General features: G+C 46.5%; 19 protein-coding genes. 13 read left to right on the forward strand and 6 right to left on the reverse strand.

Annotated features, from left to right (window positions below):
• Positions 1-26 precede the first annotated feature (26 nt).
• From HRQ91_RS03560 to HRQ91_RS03575, 4 genes are read left to right on the forward strand one after another with little or no spacing between them, the layout of a single operon-like run.
• Positions 27-1,544, forward strand: a complete 1,518-nt coding sequence (locus tag HRQ91_RS03560; protein WP_210120295.1) for a sugar ABC transporter ATP-binding protein — start codon at positions 27-29, stop codon at positions 1,542-1,544.
• Positions 1,541-2,491, forward strand: a complete 951-nt coding sequence (locus HRQ91_RS03565) for an ABC transporter permease (protein WP_210120296.1) — start codon at positions 1,541-1,543, stop codon at positions 2,489-2,491. Before HRQ91_RS03560 ends, HRQ91_RS03565 begins: the two co-directional genes overlap by 4 nt.
• A 2-nt stretch (positions 2,492-2,493) precedes the next feature.
• On the forward strand, positions 2,494-3,444 hold the full coding sequence (locus tag HRQ91_RS03570; protein ID WP_210120297.1) for an ABC transporter permease: 951 nt from the start codon (positions 2,494-2,496) through the stop codon (positions 3,442-3,444).
• A gap of 34 nt (positions 3,445-3,478) precedes the next feature.
• The gene (locus HRQ91_RS03575) at positions 3,479-4,321 is read left to right on the forward strand and encodes an MBL fold metallo-hydrolase (protein WP_210120298.1); all 843 of its coding nucleotides are present in this window, start codon (positions 3,479-3,481) and stop codon (positions 4,319-4,321) included.
• Positions 4,322-4,394: 73 nt separating this feature from the next.
• On the opposite strand, the gene HRQ91_RS03580 is transcribed toward HRQ91_RS03575, so the two are convergent.
• The 3 genes from HRQ91_RS03580 to HRQ91_RS03590 form a co-directional block, all read right to left on the reverse strand.
• Positions 4,395-5,558, reverse strand: a complete 1,164-nt coding sequence (locus tag HRQ91_RS03580) for a hypothetical protein (protein ID WP_210120299.1) — start codon at positions 5,556-5,558, stop codon at positions 4,395-4,397.
• Positions 5,559-5,699: 141 nt separating this feature from the next.
• Complete coding sequence (locus HRQ91_RS03585; protein WP_210120300.1) at positions 5,700-6,080, reverse strand: type II toxin-antitoxin system VapC family toxin; 381 nt, start codon at positions 6,078-6,080, stop codon at positions 5,700-5,702.
• Positions 6,080-6,289, reverse strand: coding sequence for a DUF2281 domain-containing protein (locus HRQ91_RS03590; protein ID WP_210120301.1), 210 nt, complete (start codon positions 6,287-6,289; stop codon positions 6,080-6,082). Before HRQ91_RS03590 ends, HRQ91_RS03585 begins: the two co-directional genes overlap by 1 nt.
• A 252-nt stretch (positions 6,290-6,541) precedes the next feature.
• Here HRQ91_RS03590 and HRQ91_RS03595 point away from each other — a divergent pair, with 252 nt between their 5' ends.
• The 7 genes from HRQ91_RS03595 to HRQ91_RS03625 all read left to right on the forward strand — a co-directional run bounded on the left by HRQ91_RS03595 (position 6,542) and on the right by HRQ91_RS03625 (position 14,339).
• Positions 6,542-7,222 (forward strand): GntR family transcriptional regulator, encoded by a 681-nt coding sequence (locus tag HRQ91_RS03595; protein WP_210120302.1) that lies wholly within the window; start codon positions 6,542-6,544, stop codon positions 7,220-7,222.
• A gap of 75 nt (positions 7,223-7,297) precedes the next feature.
• On the forward strand, positions 7,298-8,446 hold the full coding sequence (locus HRQ91_RS03600) for an aldo/keto reductase (RefSeq protein ID WP_210120303.1): 1,149 nt from the start codon (positions 7,298-7,300) through the stop codon (positions 8,444-8,446).
• A 157-nt stretch (positions 8,447-8,603) separates the two neighbouring features.
• Positions 8,604-9,470, forward strand: a complete 867-nt coding sequence (locus tag HRQ91_RS03605) for an HAD family hydrolase (protein ID WP_210120304.1) — start codon at positions 8,604-8,606, stop codon at positions 9,468-9,470.
• A gap of 129 nt (positions 9,471-9,599) precedes the next feature.
• Entirely contained in the window at positions 9,600-11,309 is a 1,710-nt protein-coding gene (locus HRQ91_RS03610) for a glycoside hydrolase family 3 protein (protein ID WP_246473270.1), read from the forward strand.
• A gap of 378 nt (positions 11,310-11,687) precedes the next feature.
• The gene (locus tag HRQ91_RS03615) at positions 11,688-11,906 is read left to right on the forward strand and encodes a hypothetical protein (RefSeq protein ID WP_210116886.1); all 219 of its coding nucleotides are present in this window, start codon (positions 11,688-11,690) and stop codon (positions 11,904-11,906) included.
• A gap of 6 nt (positions 11,907-11,912) precedes the next feature.
• Positions 11,913-14,009, forward strand: coding sequence for a heavy metal translocating P-type ATPase (locus HRQ91_RS03620; RefSeq protein ID WP_210120305.1), 2,097 nt, complete (start codon positions 11,913-11,915; stop codon positions 14,007-14,009).
• Positions 14,010-14,012: 3 nt separating this feature from the next.
• Positions 14,013-14,339, forward strand: coding sequence for an HMA2 domain-containing protein (locus HRQ91_RS03625; RefSeq protein ID WP_210120306.1), 327 nt, complete (start codon positions 14,013-14,015; stop codon positions 14,337-14,339).
• Positions 14,340-14,421: 82 nt separating this feature from the next.
• Here HRQ91_RS03625 and HRQ91_RS03630 read toward each other — a convergent pair whose 3' ends face one another.
• From HRQ91_RS03630 to HRQ91_RS03640, 3 genes are read right to left on the reverse strand one after another with little or no spacing between them, the layout of a single operon-like run.
• Entirely contained in the window at positions 14,422-15,243 is an 822-nt protein-coding gene (locus HRQ91_RS03630; RefSeq protein ID WP_210120307.1) for an ABC transporter ATP-binding protein, read from the reverse strand.
• Positions 15,240-16,925 (reverse strand): ABC transporter permease, encoded by a 1,686-nt coding sequence (locus tag HRQ91_RS03635; RefSeq protein ID WP_210120308.1) that lies wholly within the window; start codon positions 16,923-16,925, stop codon positions 15,240-15,242. Before HRQ91_RS03635 ends, HRQ91_RS03630 begins: the two co-directional genes overlap by 4 nt.
• Positions 16,926-16,946: 21 nt before the next feature.
• Positions 16,947-17,978: a thiamine ABC transporter substrate-binding protein gene (locus HRQ91_RS03640; RefSeq protein ID WP_210120309.1), complete on the reverse strand. Its 1,032-nt coding sequence runs from the start codon at positions 17,976-17,978 to the stop codon at positions 16,947-16,949.
• A 228-nt stretch (positions 17,979-18,206) separates the two neighbouring features.
• Here HRQ91_RS03640 and HRQ91_RS03645 point away from each other — a divergent pair, with 228 nt between their 5' ends.
• Positions 18,207-18,839: a periplasmic-type flagellar collar protein FlbB gene (locus HRQ91_RS03645; protein ID WP_210120310.1), complete on the forward strand. Its 633-nt coding sequence runs from the start codon at positions 18,207-18,209 to the stop codon at positions 18,837-18,839.
• A gap of 51 nt (positions 18,840-18,890) precedes the next feature.
• The gene (locus tag HRQ91_RS03650; protein WP_210120311.1) at positions 18,891-20,510 is read left to right on the forward strand and encodes a flagellar hook-length control protein FliK; all 1,620 of its coding nucleotides are present in this window, start codon (positions 18,891-18,893) and stop codon (positions 20,508-20,510) included.
• Positions 20,511-20,527: the final 17 nt, after the last annotated feature.

Genomic DNA, 20,527 nt, shown 5'->3' on the forward strand with positions numbered 1-20,527 from the left:
GCCAGTTTCCTTTCTATGGGGTTCACATGGAGACACAGTCATTTCTTGTTATTGATAAGGTGAGTAAGTCCTTTTCCGGCAACGTCGTTCTTCAGCCTTTTTCTCTGGAGATTAAACCGGGAGAGTTTCATGCTCTGATCGGTGAAAACGGTGCCGGTAAATCTACGCTTATAAATCTGGTTTCAGGTGTATACGAGCCGGACGGCGGCAATTTGATCATCGCCGGTCAATCTTATAAAAAACTCTCCCCGCGAGAAGCGCAGCTCCTTGACATTCAAGCCGTGCGTCAGGAATTGAGTTTACATCATCATCTTACAGTTACCGAAAATATCTTTCTCGGCGACGAACTTCTCTACGGCGGTTTCTTGCGCGATAAAAAAAAGATGCGGGAGGCAGCCCGTGTCCTTTTAGCCGATATGGATCTTGGTTTTATTGATCCTGACGCCTATGTGTCGGGTTTGAGTCTGCCCGAGCAACAGCTTCTGGAGTTTGCCAAGGCTTTAAGAAAAAAGCCCCGCCTTCTCATTTTGGACGAAGTTACGAGCGCCCTTAACAACGAGCAGGTGGAATTGATGTTCGGCAAATTGCGGGCGCTTAAAAGTACGGGGCTGTCGGTAATTTTTATCTCTCACCGTCTAAATGAATTGTATCAAATTTGCGACATAATGACCGTACTTAAAGACGGTCAGCAAATTGTTACCGAAAAAATCGCCGCCTTTGATGAGAACCGTTTGGTATCGTTGATGACCGGACGGGAAGCAAGCGACTTGTATCCTGCCAAACGTCCCGAGCGCCTTAAAGGCGCCGAAGAAGTGATTCGATTGGAGCATGTATCCACGCGTCACTTACGCGACGTGAGTTTTAGCGTTCGAAAGGGCGAAATTTTAGGCATAGGCGGCTTGGCAGGTCAAGGTCAGCAGCACGTGCTTGAATGTCTCTTTGGAATAGAGCGTGTCAGCGAAGGCCGCATCACGGTTAAAGGTCAGCCCGTCCGTCTTTCAGGACCGCAGTCGGCCATGCGTTTGGGCATAGCTTATCTTCCCGCCGAGCGCAAAACCGAGGGACTTTTTCTCTGGCATTCCATAGGTTTTAATATGTCTTTTGCCCGTCTCGATGAAATTTCCAACTCGCTCGGATTGATTCGCAGAGCTAAGGAAATGGAAGAAAACGGGAAAATTCAAAAAGATATGCAGGTAAGAATGATGGGAATGGATCAATTGGTAGAAGATCTTTCCGGCGGCAATCAGCAGAAGGTTGTCGTGGGTAAATGGCTTCTGCGTTCTCCTGAATTTCTTTTGCTCAACGATCCTACCAGAGGTATCGACGTGGGTACCAAAAAGCAGATTTATGAACTGCTTCACGATCTGTCACGGAACGGAGTGACTATACTGATTCTCTCGTCCGATACGCTTGAACTTGTGGGTTTAAGCGATCGCGTAGTGGTTTTTTACGAAAACAAACTTAATTCCGAAATTGACGGGCAAGATCTGAGTGAAGAAAGCCTCGTTGCAGCGTCGGTATTCAGCCGGGAGGAAAAAGCATGAAATACAAATTCTCCGAGCAAACCCGGAAAATGTTGCCCATGTACGCGGTGGGAGCTGTGTTTGTGGTAGTGAACCTGATACTCGATCCGTCTGTGCTTCGCAACTGGCGATCGACTTGCGCCTTTTTTCTGCAATTCGCACCGCTTATGGCTTGCGCGATGGCACAGACTTGTATTCTTCTTACCGGCGGTATAGATCTGTCGATCGGCATGACCGTTTCGATGATGACGACGATTTTAGCAACTACAATGGGGGACGGCCCCCTTGGCATCGCTTTCGGAGTGATCGTAACGCTGCTTTCAGGAGCGGCGGTCGGGCTTATCATGGGAAGCGTAGTTACTTTTGCCCGCATTCCGGCCATCATAGTTACGTTGGCATTTTCTTATGTATGGAAAGGCGTTACCTTATTCATTTTGCCGCGACCGGGCGGCTACATTCCTAAGGTTTTTACCCGCTTTTTTTCAGGCAGGGCGATGATCCCCGGAGCTGCGCTGGTATTGATCGTTGCCGTAGTTGTATGGAAATTGATAAAGAATTCCCGGCTCGGAGTCGCCATTTACGCTGTGGGCGACAATCCTAAGGTCGCCTATGCCAACGGTATAAATGTAAATCGTTCGCGTTTGGCCGCCTACGCTTTGTCCGGCATGTTTGTAGCCGTAAGCGCTCTGCTTTTGGTTGGACAGATCGGATGCGGAGATCCTACCATAGGCCCTCCTTTTCAGATGAATTCCATCGCAGCTGCGGTACTGGGAGGCGTCGCCTTTACCGGCGGTGTGGGCATGATGAGAGGGGCTCTTATCGGCGCTTTCATAAATACAAGTCTTCTAAACATTCTGTTTTTTGCCGGTGCGTCGCCTTATTTTCAAAAGGTAGTACAGGGACTTATACTTATAGCTGTCATCGGCGTTAAAGCTGTCGAGTATTATCGCAAGGGGGATGAGGAATGATTATGTCTAAAGCTACGCTAAAAAAAGCCGTGTCAGAGCCCGTTTTCCTTGTGTCCGTGTTGACGGTCGCGCTGTGGATAGGCTCCAGCTTGTCGATCAGCGGCTTTAATACCTGGTCGCATAATATAACTTTTGCACAGGCGGCGGTGTATCTGGGCTTTATGGCCGTAGGTCAGGCCATCGTTGTAATTTCAGGCGGTTTTGATTTGTCCATAGCCAATGTAGTCACTATGGCTTCGGTTGTTACCAGCGCTATGACACAGGGCGGCCACAGCGCCGGATTTGCCATCGGAGCGGCGCTGCTTTTAGCGATCGTTGTGGGCGTATTTAACGGCGCGGGTGTCACATTCCTGCGTATTCCGCCTATGATTATGACGCTGGCCACGATGACCATTATTGACGGCAGCTTGCTTTTGGCTACGGACGGGACGCCGCCTTTCGGGGTTCCGCCTTTGGTCACGTTTTTGGCAAAGGGGCAATTTATTCCGGGCATTCCGAACGTCCTTTTAATATACGCCGTGTTTATGTGCGTTGCCGTAACTTTTATGCTAAGCGCAAAATGGGGCAGACGGATATATGCTATGGGAACCAACGAGAGAGCCGCTTGGCTTTCAGGCGTGAGAATATTCCCGATGAAATTCCTTATTTACGTCATTTCGTCGCTTTGCGGCGGTATTTCGGGCATTCTGCTGACGGGTTACATCGGCAGCACCTATCTTACGATCGGGGCTCCTTATATGATGTTTACCGTTGCGGCTACGGTAATGGGCGGCATAGCCATAACCGGCGGTAAGGGTAACTTCGCCGGCGTTATAGCGGGTACTTTTTTATTCATCATAATTAAGGATATTTTGCAAGTCATACAGATGCCTCAGGCCGGCCGCGAATTGGCGCAGGGACTGTTGATTCTGCTGATGATACTATTGTACGGACGAGAAAAGAGACAGCGCTAGCTGTAAATGCCGGACGTCTCGCAAGGAGTTGTTTATGAGAGAATCATATAAAATCTGGTTTTTGGAGTACGCTATGGCGGACAGCGCAGTGTCTGCCATGGTTTACGGCAGACATAATGAAGGCTATATGTACGTACCCTTCGGGTTCCTCGTTTTGCAAGGTAACGGTCACACTGTTGCTCTGGACTGCGGCCATCTGAGAGAGGGGCACGCCCTTAAACTGGAGGCTATGAATCACGTGCGAAACGTTCAGTCGCTGGAGGAAACTCTGGCCCGAATAGGTCTTCGCGGAGAGGACTTTGACACGGTGATTTTGACTCATGCTCACTGGGATCATATGGGCGGAATAAGGGCTTTCCCTAACGCGCATTTTTATCTTCAGAAGAAAGAGATGTTGGACTGGGTTGAAGTTTTTTCTTTGCCGTCCGTTTTTGATTATATCCGTGCAGGCATCAATCCTGACGATATGCGGGACGCTTTGGACATGGTCCTAAAAGGCAGGATGACGCTGTTGGACGGATTCGTGTGCGACCTTCTGCCCGGAATTTCCGTGGTTCCGGCTTTCAATACTCATACTTACGGATCTCAATTTATCACAATCCAGGTATCGCCTGAAGATCCAGCCGATATGTGGGTGTTTACGGGAGATGCCTGCGGCTCGTTGGAAAGCTTCGGCAAAGACGGCAAGGGACCGTTCTTTCCGCTCGGTTACGGAGTAGGAAGCAATACGAATATGGTTTTTGCCTTAAAGTCGATGTACGAAAAAGCACAGGGGCGGTTGGATCGTATAATAGTGACGCACGAACCTGCGCTGTGGAAAATGTTTAAAACCAAGGTGGAATCCTGCGGCCTGCATACCGCCGTAATTCAAGCGTAGTTCTCACATCGAGCCGGCGCCGCTCCTATTGCTTTCCGAATCGGATTTAGGGGAATTTTTATGCTTCCGGTTTTCAGACTACCTGCCGCACCCAGCTGCGGCGTTCCGCTGAGGCCAGCGAAAAATTATAGAAGTAAAAATGTTCGCAGCCTGCTTCTTTTGCATCGTTACAAGCAGCCAGGAAGGCTGTCTTTGTCGGGGACTGCGCCGGATTTAGACTCATTGCCATGCCTACGGGCGTTTTTTCGTCAAAGAGCCGTACGGTTCGTTTGACCGAGGCATAGGTTTCACCCTGCCCGTAAACAAGGGGCAAAAGAAGATCCGCCTTTGTGCGGTTCAGCAAAAAATTCATTCCTTCCATAAAGACATGGTTCGCGTCAAACGGCGTCGCGCTCGGGATCACTGTGGCTCGTACGCCGCGTTCTCGTGCCGGCGCCGTAGCAAGCGCAATAAAGTCGGCTACTCCTTCTTCCCGCGCCTTTTGGTACTCAAAAAGACCGGGAATTTCCAAGAGTAGTTGCATTGTCTGTGCGTCGCCGTTACCCTGAATCAGAGTGTCTTCTGCAGCAAGACGAAGAGCGATTTCTTTAAGACTGCTTCTGAGCGCGTCGGGGTCTATACCGGGGTATCTTCGCGCCGCGTTTTTGCGGCACGAAGGACAAAAGCACAAAGAATAAAGCCACCGCAGGGCGGGAGTTACGGTAATGTTTGCGATTTCATGATGCGCGCCGTGAAAGGCGGGCAGAGTGGTTACCGATTCCAGCATGAGGCTGTCGGGACAAAACTGGTCGAGAATGTCGTTAATGAGCGATAGGGCATATTCTTGTATTTCCGCATTAGACGGGCAAAGCGCGTGCGGATAGCGGTCGCCGAAGATGTTTTCCGTAGTGAACGCTTCGTGCCGCTCTCCTTGGCTTGAATTATGAAGCAGCACCGTCCAAGCGGCAAAGTGAATATCCGTCTTTTTTGCCCAAGAACGGAGCTTTTGCACAGTACCGGCACGGGCGCACTCTTCGTTGACGCAGGGAACGATTTTTCCGTATCGCCCTGTTCCGGGCGTAAAGCTCACGGCCGATTCTCGAAGGTTTTTACAGCGTCCCGTAGAAGCGGCAAAGGTCGCAGCATGGTGATAGCTCAGCGCCGGCGCCACGGCGTTACAGCCTGTTTCGGCGTATTCGTTTTCAAAGTCGCCTATGTCTTTAATTTCCCACGGATAGACGTACATGCCTTTTTCCATGCGCTAAAGTATACTATGCGTCGTCGCCGCGTGCAAGGAGCCGCGGTTTACTTGCCGTTAAAAAAGTCTTTCCGACGGCATCAAATTCTCTCTTTATTGCAATTTTCTAAGAAGATGTCACAGTATATTTGTGTGATTAAATTACTGCCAAATAGTTTCAACAGGGTATTGGGGAATAATGCTGTCTTTTGTTATGATACTCAGATTTTCACTCATCGCTTGAGAAATAAGTAAACGGTCGAACGGATCATTATGAATATTCGGAAGACTGATTAGAGTATCAAGATGTTTTGATGTAATATGCAGCAATGAAATATCTTTTTCACAACAAAGCGTTTCTATCTTTTGAATCGGATATTCGATCTTAAGCTTCCCTATGCTTTTTTTTATTGCAATTTCCCAAAAGGATGCAATGCTTACATAAATTTGTTCTTCCGTGCCGATAATATTTAGCGCTTTTTGTGAGATGTGCGGAGAATTATGCAAAAACCACAGAAACGTATGGGTGTCTAACAAATACATCAAACATAATCCCGAAAACATTCGGGCGTTTCATCGAAATCGTCCGCCATATAGAACGCGCCTGAAAGTCCGCCTGGAGTACGGCGGATTGTTTTCTTTTCTTTCCCGACATTGTTTTGCTCTACTAGAAAATTAACATAATCGAAAACTGATTGTCGTTGTTCCGCATTTAAGCTGTTTATTTTTTTCTCTAAAACAGAATATGGCATGTATTTCCTCTCTTGTACTCAGTATATCATATCTTTGAAACGCTTGCCGTTAAAAAATTCTTCCCGACGGCATCAAATTCTCTCTTTTACACTTTCGTCCGCGTTTTTGCCGATTTTTGTCCCGCCTGTGGCAACGGTATTCTGCTTTCAAATTTTAACTTTACAGGCGCCGGTGCATTCCGTTTTTCAAATTTTTGTTCTGTACATATTCATATTTTCCTTATATTATTTACCCAAAACAGGAGAATTGATATGGAATCGACGCTGCTTGCCGACGAATTGGCCGACAAGATCAAAAGCCGCATCAAACGGGGGCTTTACGTTCAAAACGAGCGGCTTACCGTGCGCCGGCTTTGCGAGGACTTTAAAGTAAGCGAAACTCCCGTTAAACAGGCGTTGAATCAACTTGTTGCTGTAGGACTTGTCGTTGCAATTCCTAAATGCGGCATAAAGGTAAAATCTTTTGATTTTGAAGAGATGCGGCATATCTGGCGTGCCCGCCAGATGATAGAACAGTATTGCGCAGCGTCCGCTATAGAATCGGTAAAAAACAGTGATAAGATACGGAATAAAATAAAGCACCTGCTTGAACAAACTGATTCCGAATATGAAAAATGCGCCGAATATTTTACTCAAGAGACATTCGGAAAACTTTCCGAACACGACTATGCTCTGCATAAGGAACTGGTAAAGACTTGCGGCAATCCCGTCATAATAACGGAATACGAAAATCTTCACACACATCAATGCATGTTTGTGGGTTTTCACATCCATAACGCAAAATCTCTTAGGCTCACTATACAACAGCACGATGAGATCGTGGATGCGCTTTTCAGCGCAGATCTTTTGCGCTTGCAAAAAGCTATTTGCGAGCACATCGATACTACTATCGAATTGTATAAAAAAGCACACCGCAACCTGCCTGTGATATAATATAAGGGCATCTTAAAAGTTACCTCTAAAGACTTCGGTTTTAGAAGCAACTGTAAAATGTGGGGAACAAATTTTATGAAAACAAAAAAACTTGGGTTCGGCTTTATGCGCCTACCCATAAAGAATTCTGACGATCCTGCGAGCGTGGACATAGAGCAGGTAAAAATTATGGTGGACCGTTTTTTGGAAAACGGTTTCACATATTTTGACACTGCGTGGATGTATCATTCTTTTACAAGCGAAGAAGTTTTACGGGAAGCCCTTGTTAAACGACACTCAAGAAATTCTTTTACCGTTGCAACTAAGATGCCCGTTATGATGATCGGCTCCAAAGAAGAGCAAAAACAGGTTTTCGAAAAGCAAACGGAAAAAACGGGCGCGGACTATTTTGACTATTACTTGCTGCATTGCCTGAACGAAGCAAATTACGAGCGTGCCGTTAAATATGAAACCTTTGAGTTTTTATCCGAACTAAAAAAAGAAGGAAGAATACGACGTCTCGGTTTTTCTTATCACGACAAACCCGAACTTCTCGACAGGATTCTTTCGGAACACCCTGAAACGGAATTTGTGCAGCTTCAAATAAACTATTTGGATTGGGAAAGCGAAAGCGTTTGTTCCAGAAAAAATTATGAAGTTTGCATAAAACATTCCAAACCCGTCATAGTCATGGAACCGGTAAAAGGCGGAACTTTGGTAAATCTTTCAGACGATGTGGCGGGTATTTTCAAAAAAGCCGCTCCCGATATGTCGCTTGCATCATGGTCGATACGTTTTGCCGCAAGTCTGCCTAATGTGGACACGGTGCTTTCGGGAATGTCCGACGCTTCGCAAGTGGAAGACAATGTTTCGTATATGAAAAATTTTCAACCGCTTTCAGATGCGGAAAAGGCGCTTATAGATCTTGCGGTTCAAAAGATAAAAAAGGAAATTTCCATTCCGTGCACCGCATGCAGGTATTGTGTGGACGGTTGTCCCAAACACATCCCTATTCCGGATTTTTTTATGCTGTACAACAAGGACCGCCAAATAAATCGAAAAAAATACGCCCGACAGCAGATATATTATACAAATTTGGCGTCAGGTACGGCCAAGGCTTCGCAATGCATAGTCTGTAAAAGGTGTGAAAAAATATGCCCGCAAAAACTTCCCATAAGCGATCTTTTAAAAGACGTCGCACAGGTATTTGAGCACATAGACAGAAAAGACAAGGCGGCTAAGTAATCGGTATTCGCGCCGGCAAAAGCCAATGCAGCCGAAAACCGTAATAAAATTATTTTTAATTTATAGCGTTTATTTTAAAACTTAAGTCTTCCGCGTACTATGCAACATGTACGAGCCCGGTTTCATTTTTTATCGCTGCCGTGCTATAATAAAGATTATGAATATTTCCGTTTCGATCGAAGATTATAAAAAGAAAAAGGATTTTCTTGTCTGTGTGGACAGCGACGGCTGCGCAATGGACACGATGAATGTAAAGCATTTCAAATGCTTCGGCCCGGAGCTGGTAAAAGAATGGGAGCTTGACGATTACCGCAAAGAAGTTCTGGACAAGTGGAACGAGGTAAACCTGTTTTCATTGACGCGCGGCATAAATCGTTATAAGGCGCTTGCGACAGTTCTTTCATACATAGATTCCAAAATAAGGAAGATCGAAGGGCTTGATGAATTTGTCGCGTGGACTGAAAACGCCGAAGCGCTTTCAAATTCCGTTTTGGAAAAAGCCGTCTTGGATGCCGCACAAGGCAAAATGAATGATTTCTGCTTAAAAAAGGCTCTCGCTTGGTCAAAAAAAGTAAATTCTCAAATTGCCTCTCTTGATGAATCCGAACTTTTGCCGTTTGAGGGAGTGCGCGATTCTCTTAAACAAATACACAAAACATGCGACGTTGCAGGCGTTTCAAGCGCAAACCGGTCTGCGGTTAAGGAAGAATGGACGCGCACGGGAATAGCGGAGCACGTCGATATTCTGTTATGTCAGGAAGACGGACCAAAAGACGCATGCATAGCGGCTCTTTTGAAAAAAGGCTATGAGGCCGGCAATGTCTTGATGATAGGAGACGCTCCCGGCGATGTAAAAGCCGCAGAACAAAACGGCGTGCACTGTTATCCTATTTTGGTAAAAAAAGAAAAGGAAAGCTGGCTGAATGCAGCGGCGGCTGTGGATCGCCTTTTAAAACACAGTTACGAACCTCATGAAAAGGAAATGCTCGCCGCGTTTTGGAAAAACCTTGGCGCCGGCGTCTGAAAAACGACGCGTCGTGGTGTGAAGCGCGGTAAAAGGCCGTGCCGCACATCCGTGCGCAACCGCCGCCCTAAAATGAAATTCGAAATTTATGCTATTGATTAAATTTATTGATTATTCCGGAGGATCACGATGGTAGACTTAAGGGCAAAACCGTTTTACTTAAACGACGCTCAGATTGATTGGGTGGAAAAGACAATTTCTTCCATGAGCGTTGAAGAAAAAATCGGGCAGCTTTTTATTACGCTTTTGGCGTCGGCGGATGACCGTAAGCCTGAAAACATTTCAAAATTATTGGAAAAATATCACGTGGGCGGCGTCCGCTATCACAACGCGCCTCCCGCAGAAATCCGCAATATGGCCGAATGTCTGCAAAAAACAAGCCGCATTCCTTTATTGATCGCGTCAAACTGCGAAGCCGGAGGAAACGGAGGAATGACGGGCGGCACTGCCGTTGCATGCGGAGCGGCGCTTTCCGCCATAGGCAAGGAAGAATGCGTATATAAGATGGGAAAAGTCTGCGCCGCCGAAGCCGATGCGGTCGGCTGCAACTGGAATTTTGCTCCCATTGTGGACTTGCCCTATAATTGGCGCAACACTATAGTCAATCTGCGGGCATATAACGAAAATCCTGACGACGTTATCCGTTTTGCAAAATCGTTTTTTAAAGCGATGAGGGAATTCGGCATCGCCACGTGTATAAAGCATTTTCCGGGCGACGGTACTGAAGAAAATGATCAGCACCTTATCATGGGAGTAAACGATCTTTCGCCGGAAGAATGGGACAAAACGTTCGGCAAGGTTTATAAAGCGCTTATAGATGAAGGCGTTATGACGATTATGGCGGGTCATATAGCGCTTCCTAAATATTCGAAAAAGCTTGATCCTTCACTAAAAGACGAGGACATCCGTCCGGCAACCTTGGCTCCTGAATTAATCCAAAAATTACTGCGCGAAAAGCTGGGCTATAACGGGCTCGTCGTTACGGACGCCTCTCATATGATAGGAATGTTCGGCGCGACAGTACCGCGTTCGCAGCAGGTTCCTTCGGCCATTGCCGCCGGCTGCGATATGTTTTTGTTTTTTAACGATAAGGACGAAGACTTTCAATATATGATGGACGGCTATAAAAAAGGAATAATATCCGAAGAAAGGCTTTCCGACGCGCTTCACAGGATAATAGGACTTAAGGCCGCTATCGGGCTTCCCGAAAAGCAGAAGGCCGGCTCTCTGGTTCCTCCTGAAAAAAATCTTTCCGTGGTGGGATGCGCCGAACACAAAAAGATCGCAAGAGATTTGGCGGCCGAATTTGTGACGCTCGTAAAAGACAGAGACCGTTATCTTCCTATGACGCCTGAAAAATATAAGAACATAAAGCTCATATACATCGGCGCCGACGATATGGTTATAGCAGGAACCAAACTGCCTTCAAACAACGAAGATGTCATAAAAGACATTGTGAAAGCGCTTGAGGCCAGAGGCTTTGCCGTTGATTTTGAGCCGATGAAAGTCAAAGGAAAATGTGAAGAATTTAAAAAGAAATACGACGCCGTCATGCTCGTTCTCAATGTTTCGGGTTTTGCGCAATTCAACACCATGCGCGTAAAATGGGACATGCCTGCAAAACAGCCGTGGTATTTTTCCGAAGTTCCTACGTTTGCGGTTTCGCTTTCGTTTACGAATATGCTCATCGATGTTCCTATGGCGCGCTGCTATATAAACTCGTATATGTCGCATAGCGAGGCCATAGAAGCCACCGTGGACAAGATGACCGGCAAACAGCCGTTTACGGGTAAGTTTAGGGAAAACGTTTTTTGCGGCAGGTGGGACACTCGTTTTTAGAAATATTTATGCGCCGGCTTTGTGACTGCATTCGCGCATTTTTGGCGCACACGCTTTGGCACGCAGTTGATAAATTCATGTAAGTTCTTTATTATAGTTTAAGAAAAACATCCTTGTTTTTCTTTAACGAACAGTTTTTTTCAAAAACTGTCAGCCTTGATTGTGGGTCGCACATCCGTGTGCGACTGAGGGACTAAGAAAAACATTCTTGTTTTTCTTAAACGAACAGTTTTTTTTCAAAAACTGTCGGCCTTGATTGTAGGTCGCACATCCGTGTGCGATAAGCCCGGTTTTTGCGATAAAATCGCAAAAAGCCGCCCTGAAATTATAAAAAAAACAACGTCTGAAATAGCACCGTTGCTTTTTATGGGAGTTATTATGACAATAGGAAAAAATTTTTTGATCGGAGTTTTGGTGGGCGCCGCTGCTGCGTCTCTTATTAAGACAAGCACTTTTAGAAAGGGTGTCGCGAAAGTCGCTGCGGCAGGTCTTCAGTTAAAAGAAGAAGCCTTTGAATTTCTTGAATCCGTAAAAGAAGACGCCGAAGATGTAGCAGCCGAAAAAGTTTCAAAAAAGACCGCTGCAAAAAAGAACTGATCCTTCATGAATTTTTATATTAAACATTCTCTTCCGGGACGTATCAGGGTAGGATACAACAAGGATGAAATTTCTTCGCATCAGGCGGCTTTGGCTCGGCAGCTGCTCTGCGTGCAGGAAGGAATGATAAAGGTGACGGTCAATTGTGTTACCGCCGCGTTCCTTATTTATTATGACGAATCCGTCTTGTCCCGAAAAAAAATAGAAGCTCTTTTTGCGGCGCTTTCGGACAAATATCTTTGCGATGAAGAAATGCTTTCTTCTGTGGAAGAGCCCGTTAAAGATCACGGCCTTTGGGGCGCGCTTTTTGCAATGACGGCAAACCATTATATACGCAGGCTTTTTCCTCCTTCAATACGGCTTATTTTAAACGTCGCAGCCTTTTTACCCAGAATATTTAAAGGCATGAGCCATGTTGCGCGCGGCGATATTTTTAACGCCGCTGTTCTTGACGCAACCGCTATCACTATGGCTGCCGTAAACGGTGACATGAATACCGCTTCCAATATCAATTTTCTTCTTAACGTAGGGGAAGCCATTGAAACTTTTACAAAAAAAAGATCGTACGACAATCTAGCCCATACTATGCTTAACGAACACGAGCAAGTCCGGCTCGTAGAAGGGGATACGGAAAAATCCGTCCCGCTTTATATGCTTAAAACGGGAGATACGGTTGCAGTGCGCACGGGCGCGGTGATTCCTGCCGACGGCGATGTTATAAAAGGTGAAGCGTTGATAAATCAGGCTTCAATCACCGGCGAACCTCTCGCAGTGGAAAAAAGAGAAAGACAATCGGTTTTTGCAGGAACTATAGTTCAGGAAGGGGAGCTTTTTATTCGAGTACGCGCAGTGGGAAGCCAAACGAAGGTTCAAAACATACTTGCCATGATCGATTCATCCCAATCGCTTAAAGTTTCTTCTCAGATCCGCTCCGAAAATCTTGCGAACACCCTTGTAAAGTATAATTTTTTGCTTTCTCTGCTGGTATTTGTTGCGACGCGCGATATTACAAAGGTTATGGCCACTCTTATGGTGGACTATTCATGCGCGATGAAACTTGCTTCTCCGATCGCCGTTTTAAGCGCCATGAAGGAGGCTTCCGAACACGGTATTTTGGTAAAAGGCGGCAAATTTCTTGAAGAAGCGTCGCATGCCGATACCGTAGTATTCGACAAAACCGGAACTTTGACTGCGGCCGTACCTAAGTTGTCCCGAGTAATTCCGTTCGGAAATCTTACTGAAAGTCAGGTGCTCACGATTGCGGCTTGCCTTGAAGAGCATTTTATTCATCCTGTTTCGCGCGCTATAGTTCAGGCCGCCGCCGACAGGAAACTCAAGCACCGTGAAAGGCACGCCAAGGTGGAATACGTGGTTGCCCACGGCATCGCTACGACTATGGACGGAAAAAAACTTATCATAGGAAGCAGACATTTTGTCTTTGAAGACGAGCGCGTAGCCGTACCTGAGAATATGGAGCGTATTCAAAAAGAGGCCGTCGACAGGGGAGAATCTCTTTTGTATCTTGCGGAAGACGGACAGTTGCTTGGTGTTTTGGCCGTTACGGATCCTGTGCGTAAGGACGCCGAACGCATAATAGAGCTTTTGCATGAAAACGGGGTTACTACGTGCGCGATGATAACCGGAGACGACGAGGGAGCCGCAAAAACCGCCGCGAAAGCCGCAAAAATCGACTTTTATATTTTTAGGGCTCTGCCTGAAGATAAGGTTTCATACATAAAAAAGCAAAAAGAGGCTGGGCACAAGGTTCTTATGATAGGGGACGGAATAAACGACGCTCCCGCACTTGCAACTGCCGATATAGGAGTCGCTATGGGCGACTGCGCCGATATTACAAGCGCGACGGCCGACATAGTTTTATCTTCGGAAAACGGACTTTCGGATCTGCTGACTACGCGTGTTTTGGGGCAAAGGCTTCTTGAAAAGATCGACCGCAATAACCGCGGCATCGTTGCGGTGAATTCCGTTTTGATTATGGCCGGATTGGCAGGAATTTTAAGTCCCGCTCTTGCCGCAGTGCTTCACAATCTTTCAACGATTTTGTTCAGCGCGGTTGCGGCAAAATCGCTGCTCGGTAAGCGTTAAGCGATGCAGATCAATTATTTCCCCGGGCGCATACGGCTCCGCGATCGTATATTGCGCGACGAGGATATAAGACAAGCGGCTATGGACGTAGCCGCAAAGCTGGGAAGGATCCGCTCCGTTTCATACAATGAAAGGACGGGAAGCGTGCTTTTGGAATATGACGCAAAAAGCGTCGACATGGAAAAAATTTCATCGCTTTTTCCGCTCGCGGCAAAATTAAACGCCAAAGCTTCGTTTTATACCGAAAATAAAAAAGGTGAGATCATTGCCCTGATCGCAAAAATCGGCAGGAAGATAGACGGATGGGCAAATGATTGCGGCAAGTCGTGATAGTGATTTCCCTCGGCGGCGGAAAATCACGAAAACCGCCCAAAGCTGAAATTTTGTGGCAGCCCTGTGAGTCTTATAAACTCTATGAACCGAGCAAGAGTTCTTCGCAAAAATCATTAGGATCTCCCGTCCAAATCTGCTTTCCCCTGTAAAGCACCGTAACTGCGTCGCACATAGCTTTTATTTCGTTTATATCGTGGGTTACAAGGATTCCTGTAAAGCCTGTCCGAATTTGAAGCTGCTTTATCTCTTTTGCCAGTTTTTTACGGAGAGGCGCGTCCAAGGCGGAAAAAGGCTCGTCAAAAAGGACGAGAGAAGGGTTCATGATAAGCGTGCGGGCAAGGCTTACGCGCTGGGCTTCTCCGCCTGAAAGTGAATCGGGAAAGCGTTCGGCGAGGTCTTTCATGTTGAATTTGTCAAGGTATTCGGCGGCGTATTTTCTTGCTTCTTTTTTTGAAAGTCGGACTTCGGATGAAACGTCTCCGTAACGCAATCCGTATGCGACGTTATCGTCCACTCTCAGGTGAGGAAAAAGTGCGGGAGTTTGAAAGACCATGCCTATTCCGCGTTTGGCAGGCGGAAGTTTTGAAATGTCCTTGCCGTCAAGTAAAATCTTGGGTTTTTCGGTAAACTCTTTGCCGCCGTCCACCCGTATGCGGCTTATGCGGCTGTCGTCGCTTTCCAAAAGTCCGCTTATGAGCCGCAGCACCGTAGACTTTCCGCTTCCCGATTGCCCTGCGATTCCCAAAATCAAACCTTTTTCAAGCGAACATGAAAAATCTATCGAAAAATTCTGACGCGCTTTTTGATCGAATTCGCTTTCATGCGGCTGCTTCAGAAAAAACTTGTTTTTTTTATCGTCGTTCCAAGTTTTTACAAGATGAGAAATTTCAAGATAGCTCATAGGTTTTTTCCTGGAAATTTTGAACTTAAATAAAAGACTCCCGCCGTAAGAAGCGCGAGAATGCACCCGCATGCGCAGGCGTCGTCAAAGCGGTACGAACTTGCAAGCCTGTATGTAAAAAGAGAAAGCGTGTCATAACGCGGAATCGCTAAGATAAGCGGCAGAGCGGCGTCTCCCGCGCTCAGTGCGAAACAAAAACCGAACGCGCTTATTATATTTGTTTTACACAAGGGCAACATTACGGAAAAATATCTGTCAAACCGTCCTGCAGTAAAAAGGACGGACGCTTCTTGAATTTCTTTTGGAATTCTGTCGACTCCGTGCATTATCTGTCTGAAGGCGAACGGCCAGTATAATGCGGACTGGGCGAGAATCATCGTCAGCGGAGAACCGCGCCTTATAAATTGCGTCATCCCGAAGCCGGTTACGACCGACGAAACCGCCATGGGAAGCAGCGGAACGATGAGGAAGATTATTTTCGGGTTTGAAAATCTTTTGACGGCAAAGGAATATGCTGTTCCCGCCGCCGTACATAAAACGGCCGTAGAAAAAGCCGTTTGAAACGTGTGTTTTACCGAAACATAAAACGATTTTTGCGAGAATATTTTTATAAAATTTGCAAAAGTAAAATTCACGTATCTTGCGGCGCGTTGTCCCGCATTGCCGGAAAAAGCGTTGACCGCAAGCATAAAAAGAGGCAAAAGAAAACAGACGGCGATAAGAAAAATCACAAAAGCGGCCAGGATTTTTTCCGGAAGAGGGGAGTTTTTTAAAAAGTTTTTGCCGTTTTTATCATCTCCGCCGCCGACATTGTTTGAAAGGCTTATGCCCTTGTTTTTTTTCGAAAGTTTTTCAGCCTTTGCGTGGAGTACGATAACCGACACGGCTATAGCCGTTTCCAAAAGGGAAAGCACGGACGCTTTGTAAAAATTAAGGGTCGAGCGGGCGGCTTGATATATTTCCACTTCTAGCGTAGCGCTGCCTACGGGACCGAACAGTAAAACGATGATAAAGCTGAAAAAGCAAAATAAAAATACGATCAGTGAAGAAGCGGCAAGGGACGGCAGCAGCTGAAATATTGTTACGGTTCTGAAAACACAGAAATTCTTTGCACCCAGCATTTTGGCGGCTTCCTGCATTTCCTTAGGAATCCTTTTCCATGAATCTCCTACGGTCTTCATTACGATCGGAAAATTGTAAAATCCCTGAACTAGTATTATACCGGCAAAGGAATATAAAAAAGTTACGGGCGGCCGCTCGAAATTGAATGCTTTCATTAAAACCTTGTTTACGGAGCCCTGCATTCCGAACGCGCTTACATAGCCCAACGCTACCAACAGCGGAGGGAAACACAGCGGGATTGCCGAAAGCGATTCTAAAAAGCTGCGCCCTAAAAATTTTTTGTTTGCAATAAGATATGCGGCCGGAAGTCCGACCGCAACTGCAAGCGCCGTTGAAAAAAACGCCAAACGTACGGTAAAAAACGCCGGTTTTATAACCGAAAAAAAAGCGTATTGGAATTTTTCTTCCCGAACGCTTGTAAAGGCGGGCGAGACTGCCGCAACAAACGGAATAACGAACGTCGCTATCAGGATTACAGTACAAAGCAAGGCCGCACATGCGCACGCCGTGTATAGAATGGTCTTTGTCGGCAAATACTTAGGCCCTGCTGTTTTTTTCATCACTAAATCATCACTGAATCGTCATTGAACGGCGGCCATTATTTTTTCTACGGCGGCGCCGAGACTTGCGTTGTCTACGGAAAGCTTTTTATCCGCTTGCGGAGCCGCCTTATAGCAATCCGGAAGAACCGTATTTTTGTTTACCGGATACATCCACTGGGTTAGAGGAATTATGCTTTGTGCGTCTTCCGAGATCAAAAAATCCATAAAGGCTTTTGCCCCCTTTTCGTTTTGCGCTCCTTTTACGACGCCCGCTCCTTCTATCTGCATTATGTGGCCTTCGGCAAATATCAGAGCCTTGTATCGGTCTGTCTTGTCATATTCAACGTGATAAGCGGGGCTTGTCGTGTAGCTTACTACAAGAGGAGCTTCTCCGTGCGTAAAAAGTCCGTATCCCGCATCCCATCCTGGAGCCATTGTCAAAATCGAGGGCTTGAGATGCTTCCAAAAGTCAAGATACTTGTCTTTAAAAACGGCTATTGTCCACGCCGCAAAGCCGAGTCCCGGAGTGGACATACGCGGATCCATGAGGATGAGTTTTTTTGAATATTCGGGCCTCGTAAGGTCTTCAAGAGATTCGGGCGCGGGGACACTTGACTGTGTGTCGTAAATCAGGGCAAAACAGCTCCAGTCGAACGGAGTTAAAAGATAATCGTCCGTAAAAAGAAGCTCCGAAAGAATTTCTTCAGCGCCAGAAGGCTTGTACGCACTTAAGATTTTAGCCTTTCGCGCCGCATCGGTTTGATTATTGTCTATCCCGAGCAGAACGTCCGCCTGCGGATCGTTTTTTTCAAGAATTGCGCGCGAAAGAATCTGCGCCCCGTCGCCTACTGAAACGAGCGATAGTTTAAGCCCCGTCTTTTGTTCGAATTTTTTTGTGATTTCAGGCCCCGCTCCCCAGTCGGAAACAAATGAGTCGTATGTATAGACTACGACCTCTTTTTGCCTTTGAGAAGAACCGCTCTTTGTTCGATCCGCTTCGGATCTTCCGCCTGCCGTAAGTGAAAAATTGATTAAAGATAAAAGGATAAAGGTATAAAGAATTTTCTTCATATCTACCTCCGCCGGTATTATCCGGATCAGGTTGGGGCGGCCGTACGGCGCCCTCGGGTATATTCTCAGAGATCCGCAGAAAATTTTCCGTAAGGATCACACCCCGATATGTCTGTCATTATATATACAATGAGATTGCGTGACAACACGCATTTGTAAACCTATTATTGCGCATGCTTCAATTATGGTATATTATTTAAACATTAATCGATAATACGGAGAGAAAACGTGGCACGACACGGTTCCGGCTTGGGAAAATCCATAGTACTTTTATTTTTAATCGTCATACTCATTTTAGGCGGCCTTTTGTGGTTCGATTACCTTGGCGTAATTCACGCAAAGACCTTTTTTTCGCCTGTGTACCGTCTTTTGGGAAGAGAACCTCAAACTTCGCTTTCCTCAACTTCGTCGCATCCTTTAACTGCGGATCTTGATCAGGACAGACTCGACAGGCAGCGAGAAGCTCTGAATATTTACAAGCAGGAACTTGATAAACGCGACGAGGATCTTGCGGCGGCGGAGCAACACAACCGCCAAATCGCTCAGGAACTCGAAGAAAGAATAAAAACTCAAGAAGAAAGGGAAAAAACATTCAACAATGTTGTAAAAAAGTACGATGATAAGAATGTAAACATCGTGCAAATTTCGCAGAATTTGACCGGAATGGCTCCGCAAAATGCGGTGAACATTTTGCTTGCAATGGACGACCAAACAGTCATAGACGTTCTTCGCAAAGTCGAAGAACAGGCAAAAGCAAGCGGTTCAAGTTCTATGGTTTCTTATTGGCTTTCCCTTATGCCTGCGACCCGTGCGGCCGAGATCCAGCGTAAGATGGTCAATAAACCCGAATCGTTGAACTAGGCGACAGGTTCTGCCGTATTTCCGATGTTTTTAACATTGGAGGTGGAATCTATGCAGACTGTCAACGTTTCGTTTGACAATCAAAACCTGCAAAATCCGTTTGCAAAACAGTCTCACGCCCCTTCGCACTCGTCGTTTTCTTTTTTGAATTTGCTTAAAGCGGAAACGTCCGGTTCTTCGCTTAGTCAAAAAGAAGGCGCTTCGGAAATGATTAAGTCTGCCGGAGCCGGAATCCTTGCCGGCATGGGTAATTCCGCGATTTTTTCCGATCCTGCCGGTAAAATCGGCTTGTCGGATAGACGGCCGGAATCGGTTTCTGAAAGAGCTTTGTCCGGCGGAAATCCTTCGACAGGCGGTGTGACGGAAAATCCAAGCGGCGTAAAAAATGCGGCGGTGGAAGACGGCGGAAATAGGGCGGACGGTTCGAGCAGTAAGACCGTTACGGGCGATACTAAAGCTGAGAAAGCTGCGGCCGCCGGCCGGGAAGAAGCGGCCGGTAAAGACACTGAAACTCAAAAAGCCGCCGACAAGGCTGAAATTTCAGAAAAAACGGCTCTAAAAGGAGACGGCGGCACAGGCGAAGATGCCGGTACAATCGAAGGATCCGACGCGGCGAATGCTCTGCACGCAAAAAAAGACGCCGTTTACGCGCGTCTTAGAAGTTCAAATGCCGCAGAACTTGACGCCGAAGATGCAAGCTCTAAAAAATCTTTTCAAGCGGAAGATGCGGATGAAATATACCTTGCAGAAGGAATCGAGCCTGAAAGAGCGGGGTCGGCCGGTAAAAAGCTCGGCGAAAAAGATGCGTCGGGCGCAGGAAAAAGATCAAAAGAAATTCCCAGTAATGAATCCGCCCTTATAGGAATCGGACTCGAAGGCGCGAAGGCGGAAGCGGCCTTAAAAAATGCCGCAAAGAAGAAGCGTGCAGGAGAAGACGTATCGGATGACGTTACGGGCGTTAAAGGGGATTCCCGTAAAAAGACAGTCGTTTTAGGCGAAAAACTTGTCTTTGAAGTTACGGATTTGCGCTCTTTGGCGGAATCGCAGGATATGTCCGAGGTAAGATCGGCCTTGGATAAAAATTCCGCCGGATCGGGTTTTAAAACGCAAATGCGTTTTGACGGCAGCAATATGCAGTTTACATTCGATCTTAATCAAAATCAAATAGACCCTAACATGTTGTCCGAACGAACCCGGCCGGCCGGAACCGTAAATTCAAATTTTCAAACAATGCTTTCAAATCTTATTCAGGATAAGGCGGCTGAATTTGCCCGGGCAGGTTCCATAGTTTTAAAAGACAATAACTTTGGAAACATATCCATGGTCCTTCACCCGGAATCTTTAGGAAACGTTAAGATAAATCTTGAATTGGCCGATAAAATAATTACGGGGCACATAACCGTAAATTCACGCGAAGCGTTGGCGGCGTTTGAAGGCAATATCCAAGCGTTAAAAAACGCCTTTATGCAAAGCGGTTTTGAGTCGGCTTCGTTCGATCTTTCAATGGCTAATCATAATGCCGGAGGAAACGCGGGCGGAGGGCAGGACAACCAAAAGCATATGCAGGATATTTCGGATAAGGTATACGGCGATTATGCGGAAGTTTCTTCGCCGACGCCGGAAATGCAGAGGGAATACGGCATTGACTATTCGGTGAATATAGTAGCTTAGGATCGATCTATACGGAA

Origin of the sequence: Treponema parvum, from assembly GCF_017893965.1 — a bacterium.
In the GTDB taxonomy this organism is placed as follows: domain Bacteria; phylum Spirochaetota; class Spirochaetia; order Treponematales; family Treponemataceae; genus Treponema_D; species Treponema_D parvum.

What these genes read in the sequence shown, in the direction of transcription:
- HRQ91_RS03595 (WP_210120302.1), top strand. Translation starts at nt 6,542, where the DNA reads ATGGAATCGACGCTGCTTGCCGACGAATTGGCCGACAAGATCAAAAGC.
- HRQ91_RS03630 (WP_210120307.1), bottom strand. Translation starts at nt 15,243, where the DNA reads ATGAGCTATCTTGAAATTTCTCATCTTGTAAAAACTTGGAACGACGAT.
- HRQ91_RS03590 (WP_210120301.1), bottom strand. Translation starts at nt 6,289, where the DNA reads ATGCCATATTCTGTTTTAGAGAAAAAAATAAACAGCTTAAATGCGGAA.
- HRQ91_RS03600 (WP_210120303.1), top strand. Translation starts at nt 7,298, where the DNA reads ATGAAAACAAAAAAACTTGGGTTCGGCTTTATGCGCCTACCCATAAAG.
- HRQ91_RS03570 (WP_210120297.1), top strand. Translation starts at nt 2,494, where the DNA reads ATGTCTAAAGCTACGCTAAAAAAAGCCGTGTCAGAGCCCGTTTTCCTT.
- HRQ91_RS03580 (WP_210120299.1), bottom strand. Translation starts at nt 5,558, where the DNA reads ATGGAAAAAGGCATGTACGTCTATCCGTGGGAAATTAAAGACATAGGC.
- HRQ91_RS03615 (WP_210116886.1), top strand. Translation starts at nt 11,688, where the DNA reads ATGACAATAGGAAAAAATTTTTTGATCGGAGTTTTGGTGGGCGCCGCT.
- HRQ91_RS03575 (WP_210120298.1), top strand. Translation starts at nt 3,479, where the DNA reads ATGAGAGAATCATATAAAATCTGGTTTTTGGAGTACGCTATGGCGGAC.
- HRQ91_RS03640 (WP_210120309.1), bottom strand. Translation starts at nt 17,978, where the DNA reads ATGAAGAAAATTCTTTATACCTTTATCCTTTTATCTTTAATCAATTTT.
- HRQ91_RS03650 (WP_210120311.1), top strand. Translation starts at nt 18,891, where the DNA reads ATGCAGACTGTCAACGTTTCGTTTGACAATCAAAACCTGCAAAATCCG.
- HRQ91_RS03560 (WP_210120295.1), top strand. Translation starts at nt 27, where the DNA reads ATGGAGACACAGTCATTTCTTGTTATTGATAAGGTGAGTAAGTCCTTT.
- HRQ91_RS03565 (WP_210120296.1), top strand. Translation starts at nt 1,541, where the DNA reads ATGAAATACAAATTCTCCGAGCAAACCCGGAAAATGTTGCCCATGTAC.
- HRQ91_RS03610 (WP_246473270.1), top strand. Translation starts at nt 9,600, where the DNA reads ATGGTAGACTTAAGGGCAAAACCGTTTTACTTAAACGACGCTCAGATT.
- HRQ91_RS03625 (WP_210120306.1), top strand. Translation starts at nt 14,013, where the DNA reads ATGCAGATCAATTATTTCCCCGGGCGCATACGGCTCCGCGATCGTATA.
- HRQ91_RS03635 (WP_210120308.1), bottom strand. Translation starts at nt 16,925, where the DNA reads ATGAAAAAAACAGCAGGGCCTAAGTATTTGCCGACAAAGACCATTCTA.
- HRQ91_RS03585 (WP_210120300.1), bottom strand. Translation starts at nt 6,080, where the DNA reads ATGTATTTGTTAGACACCCATACGTTTCTGTGGTTTTTGCATAATTCT.
- HRQ91_RS03605 (WP_210120304.1), top strand. Translation starts at nt 8,604, where the DNA reads ATGAATATTTCCGTTTCGATCGAAGATTATAAAAAGAAAAAGGATTTT.
- HRQ91_RS03620 (WP_210120305.1), top strand. Translation starts at nt 11,913, where the DNA reads ATGAATTTTTATATTAAACATTCTCTTCCGGGACGTATCAGGGTAGGA.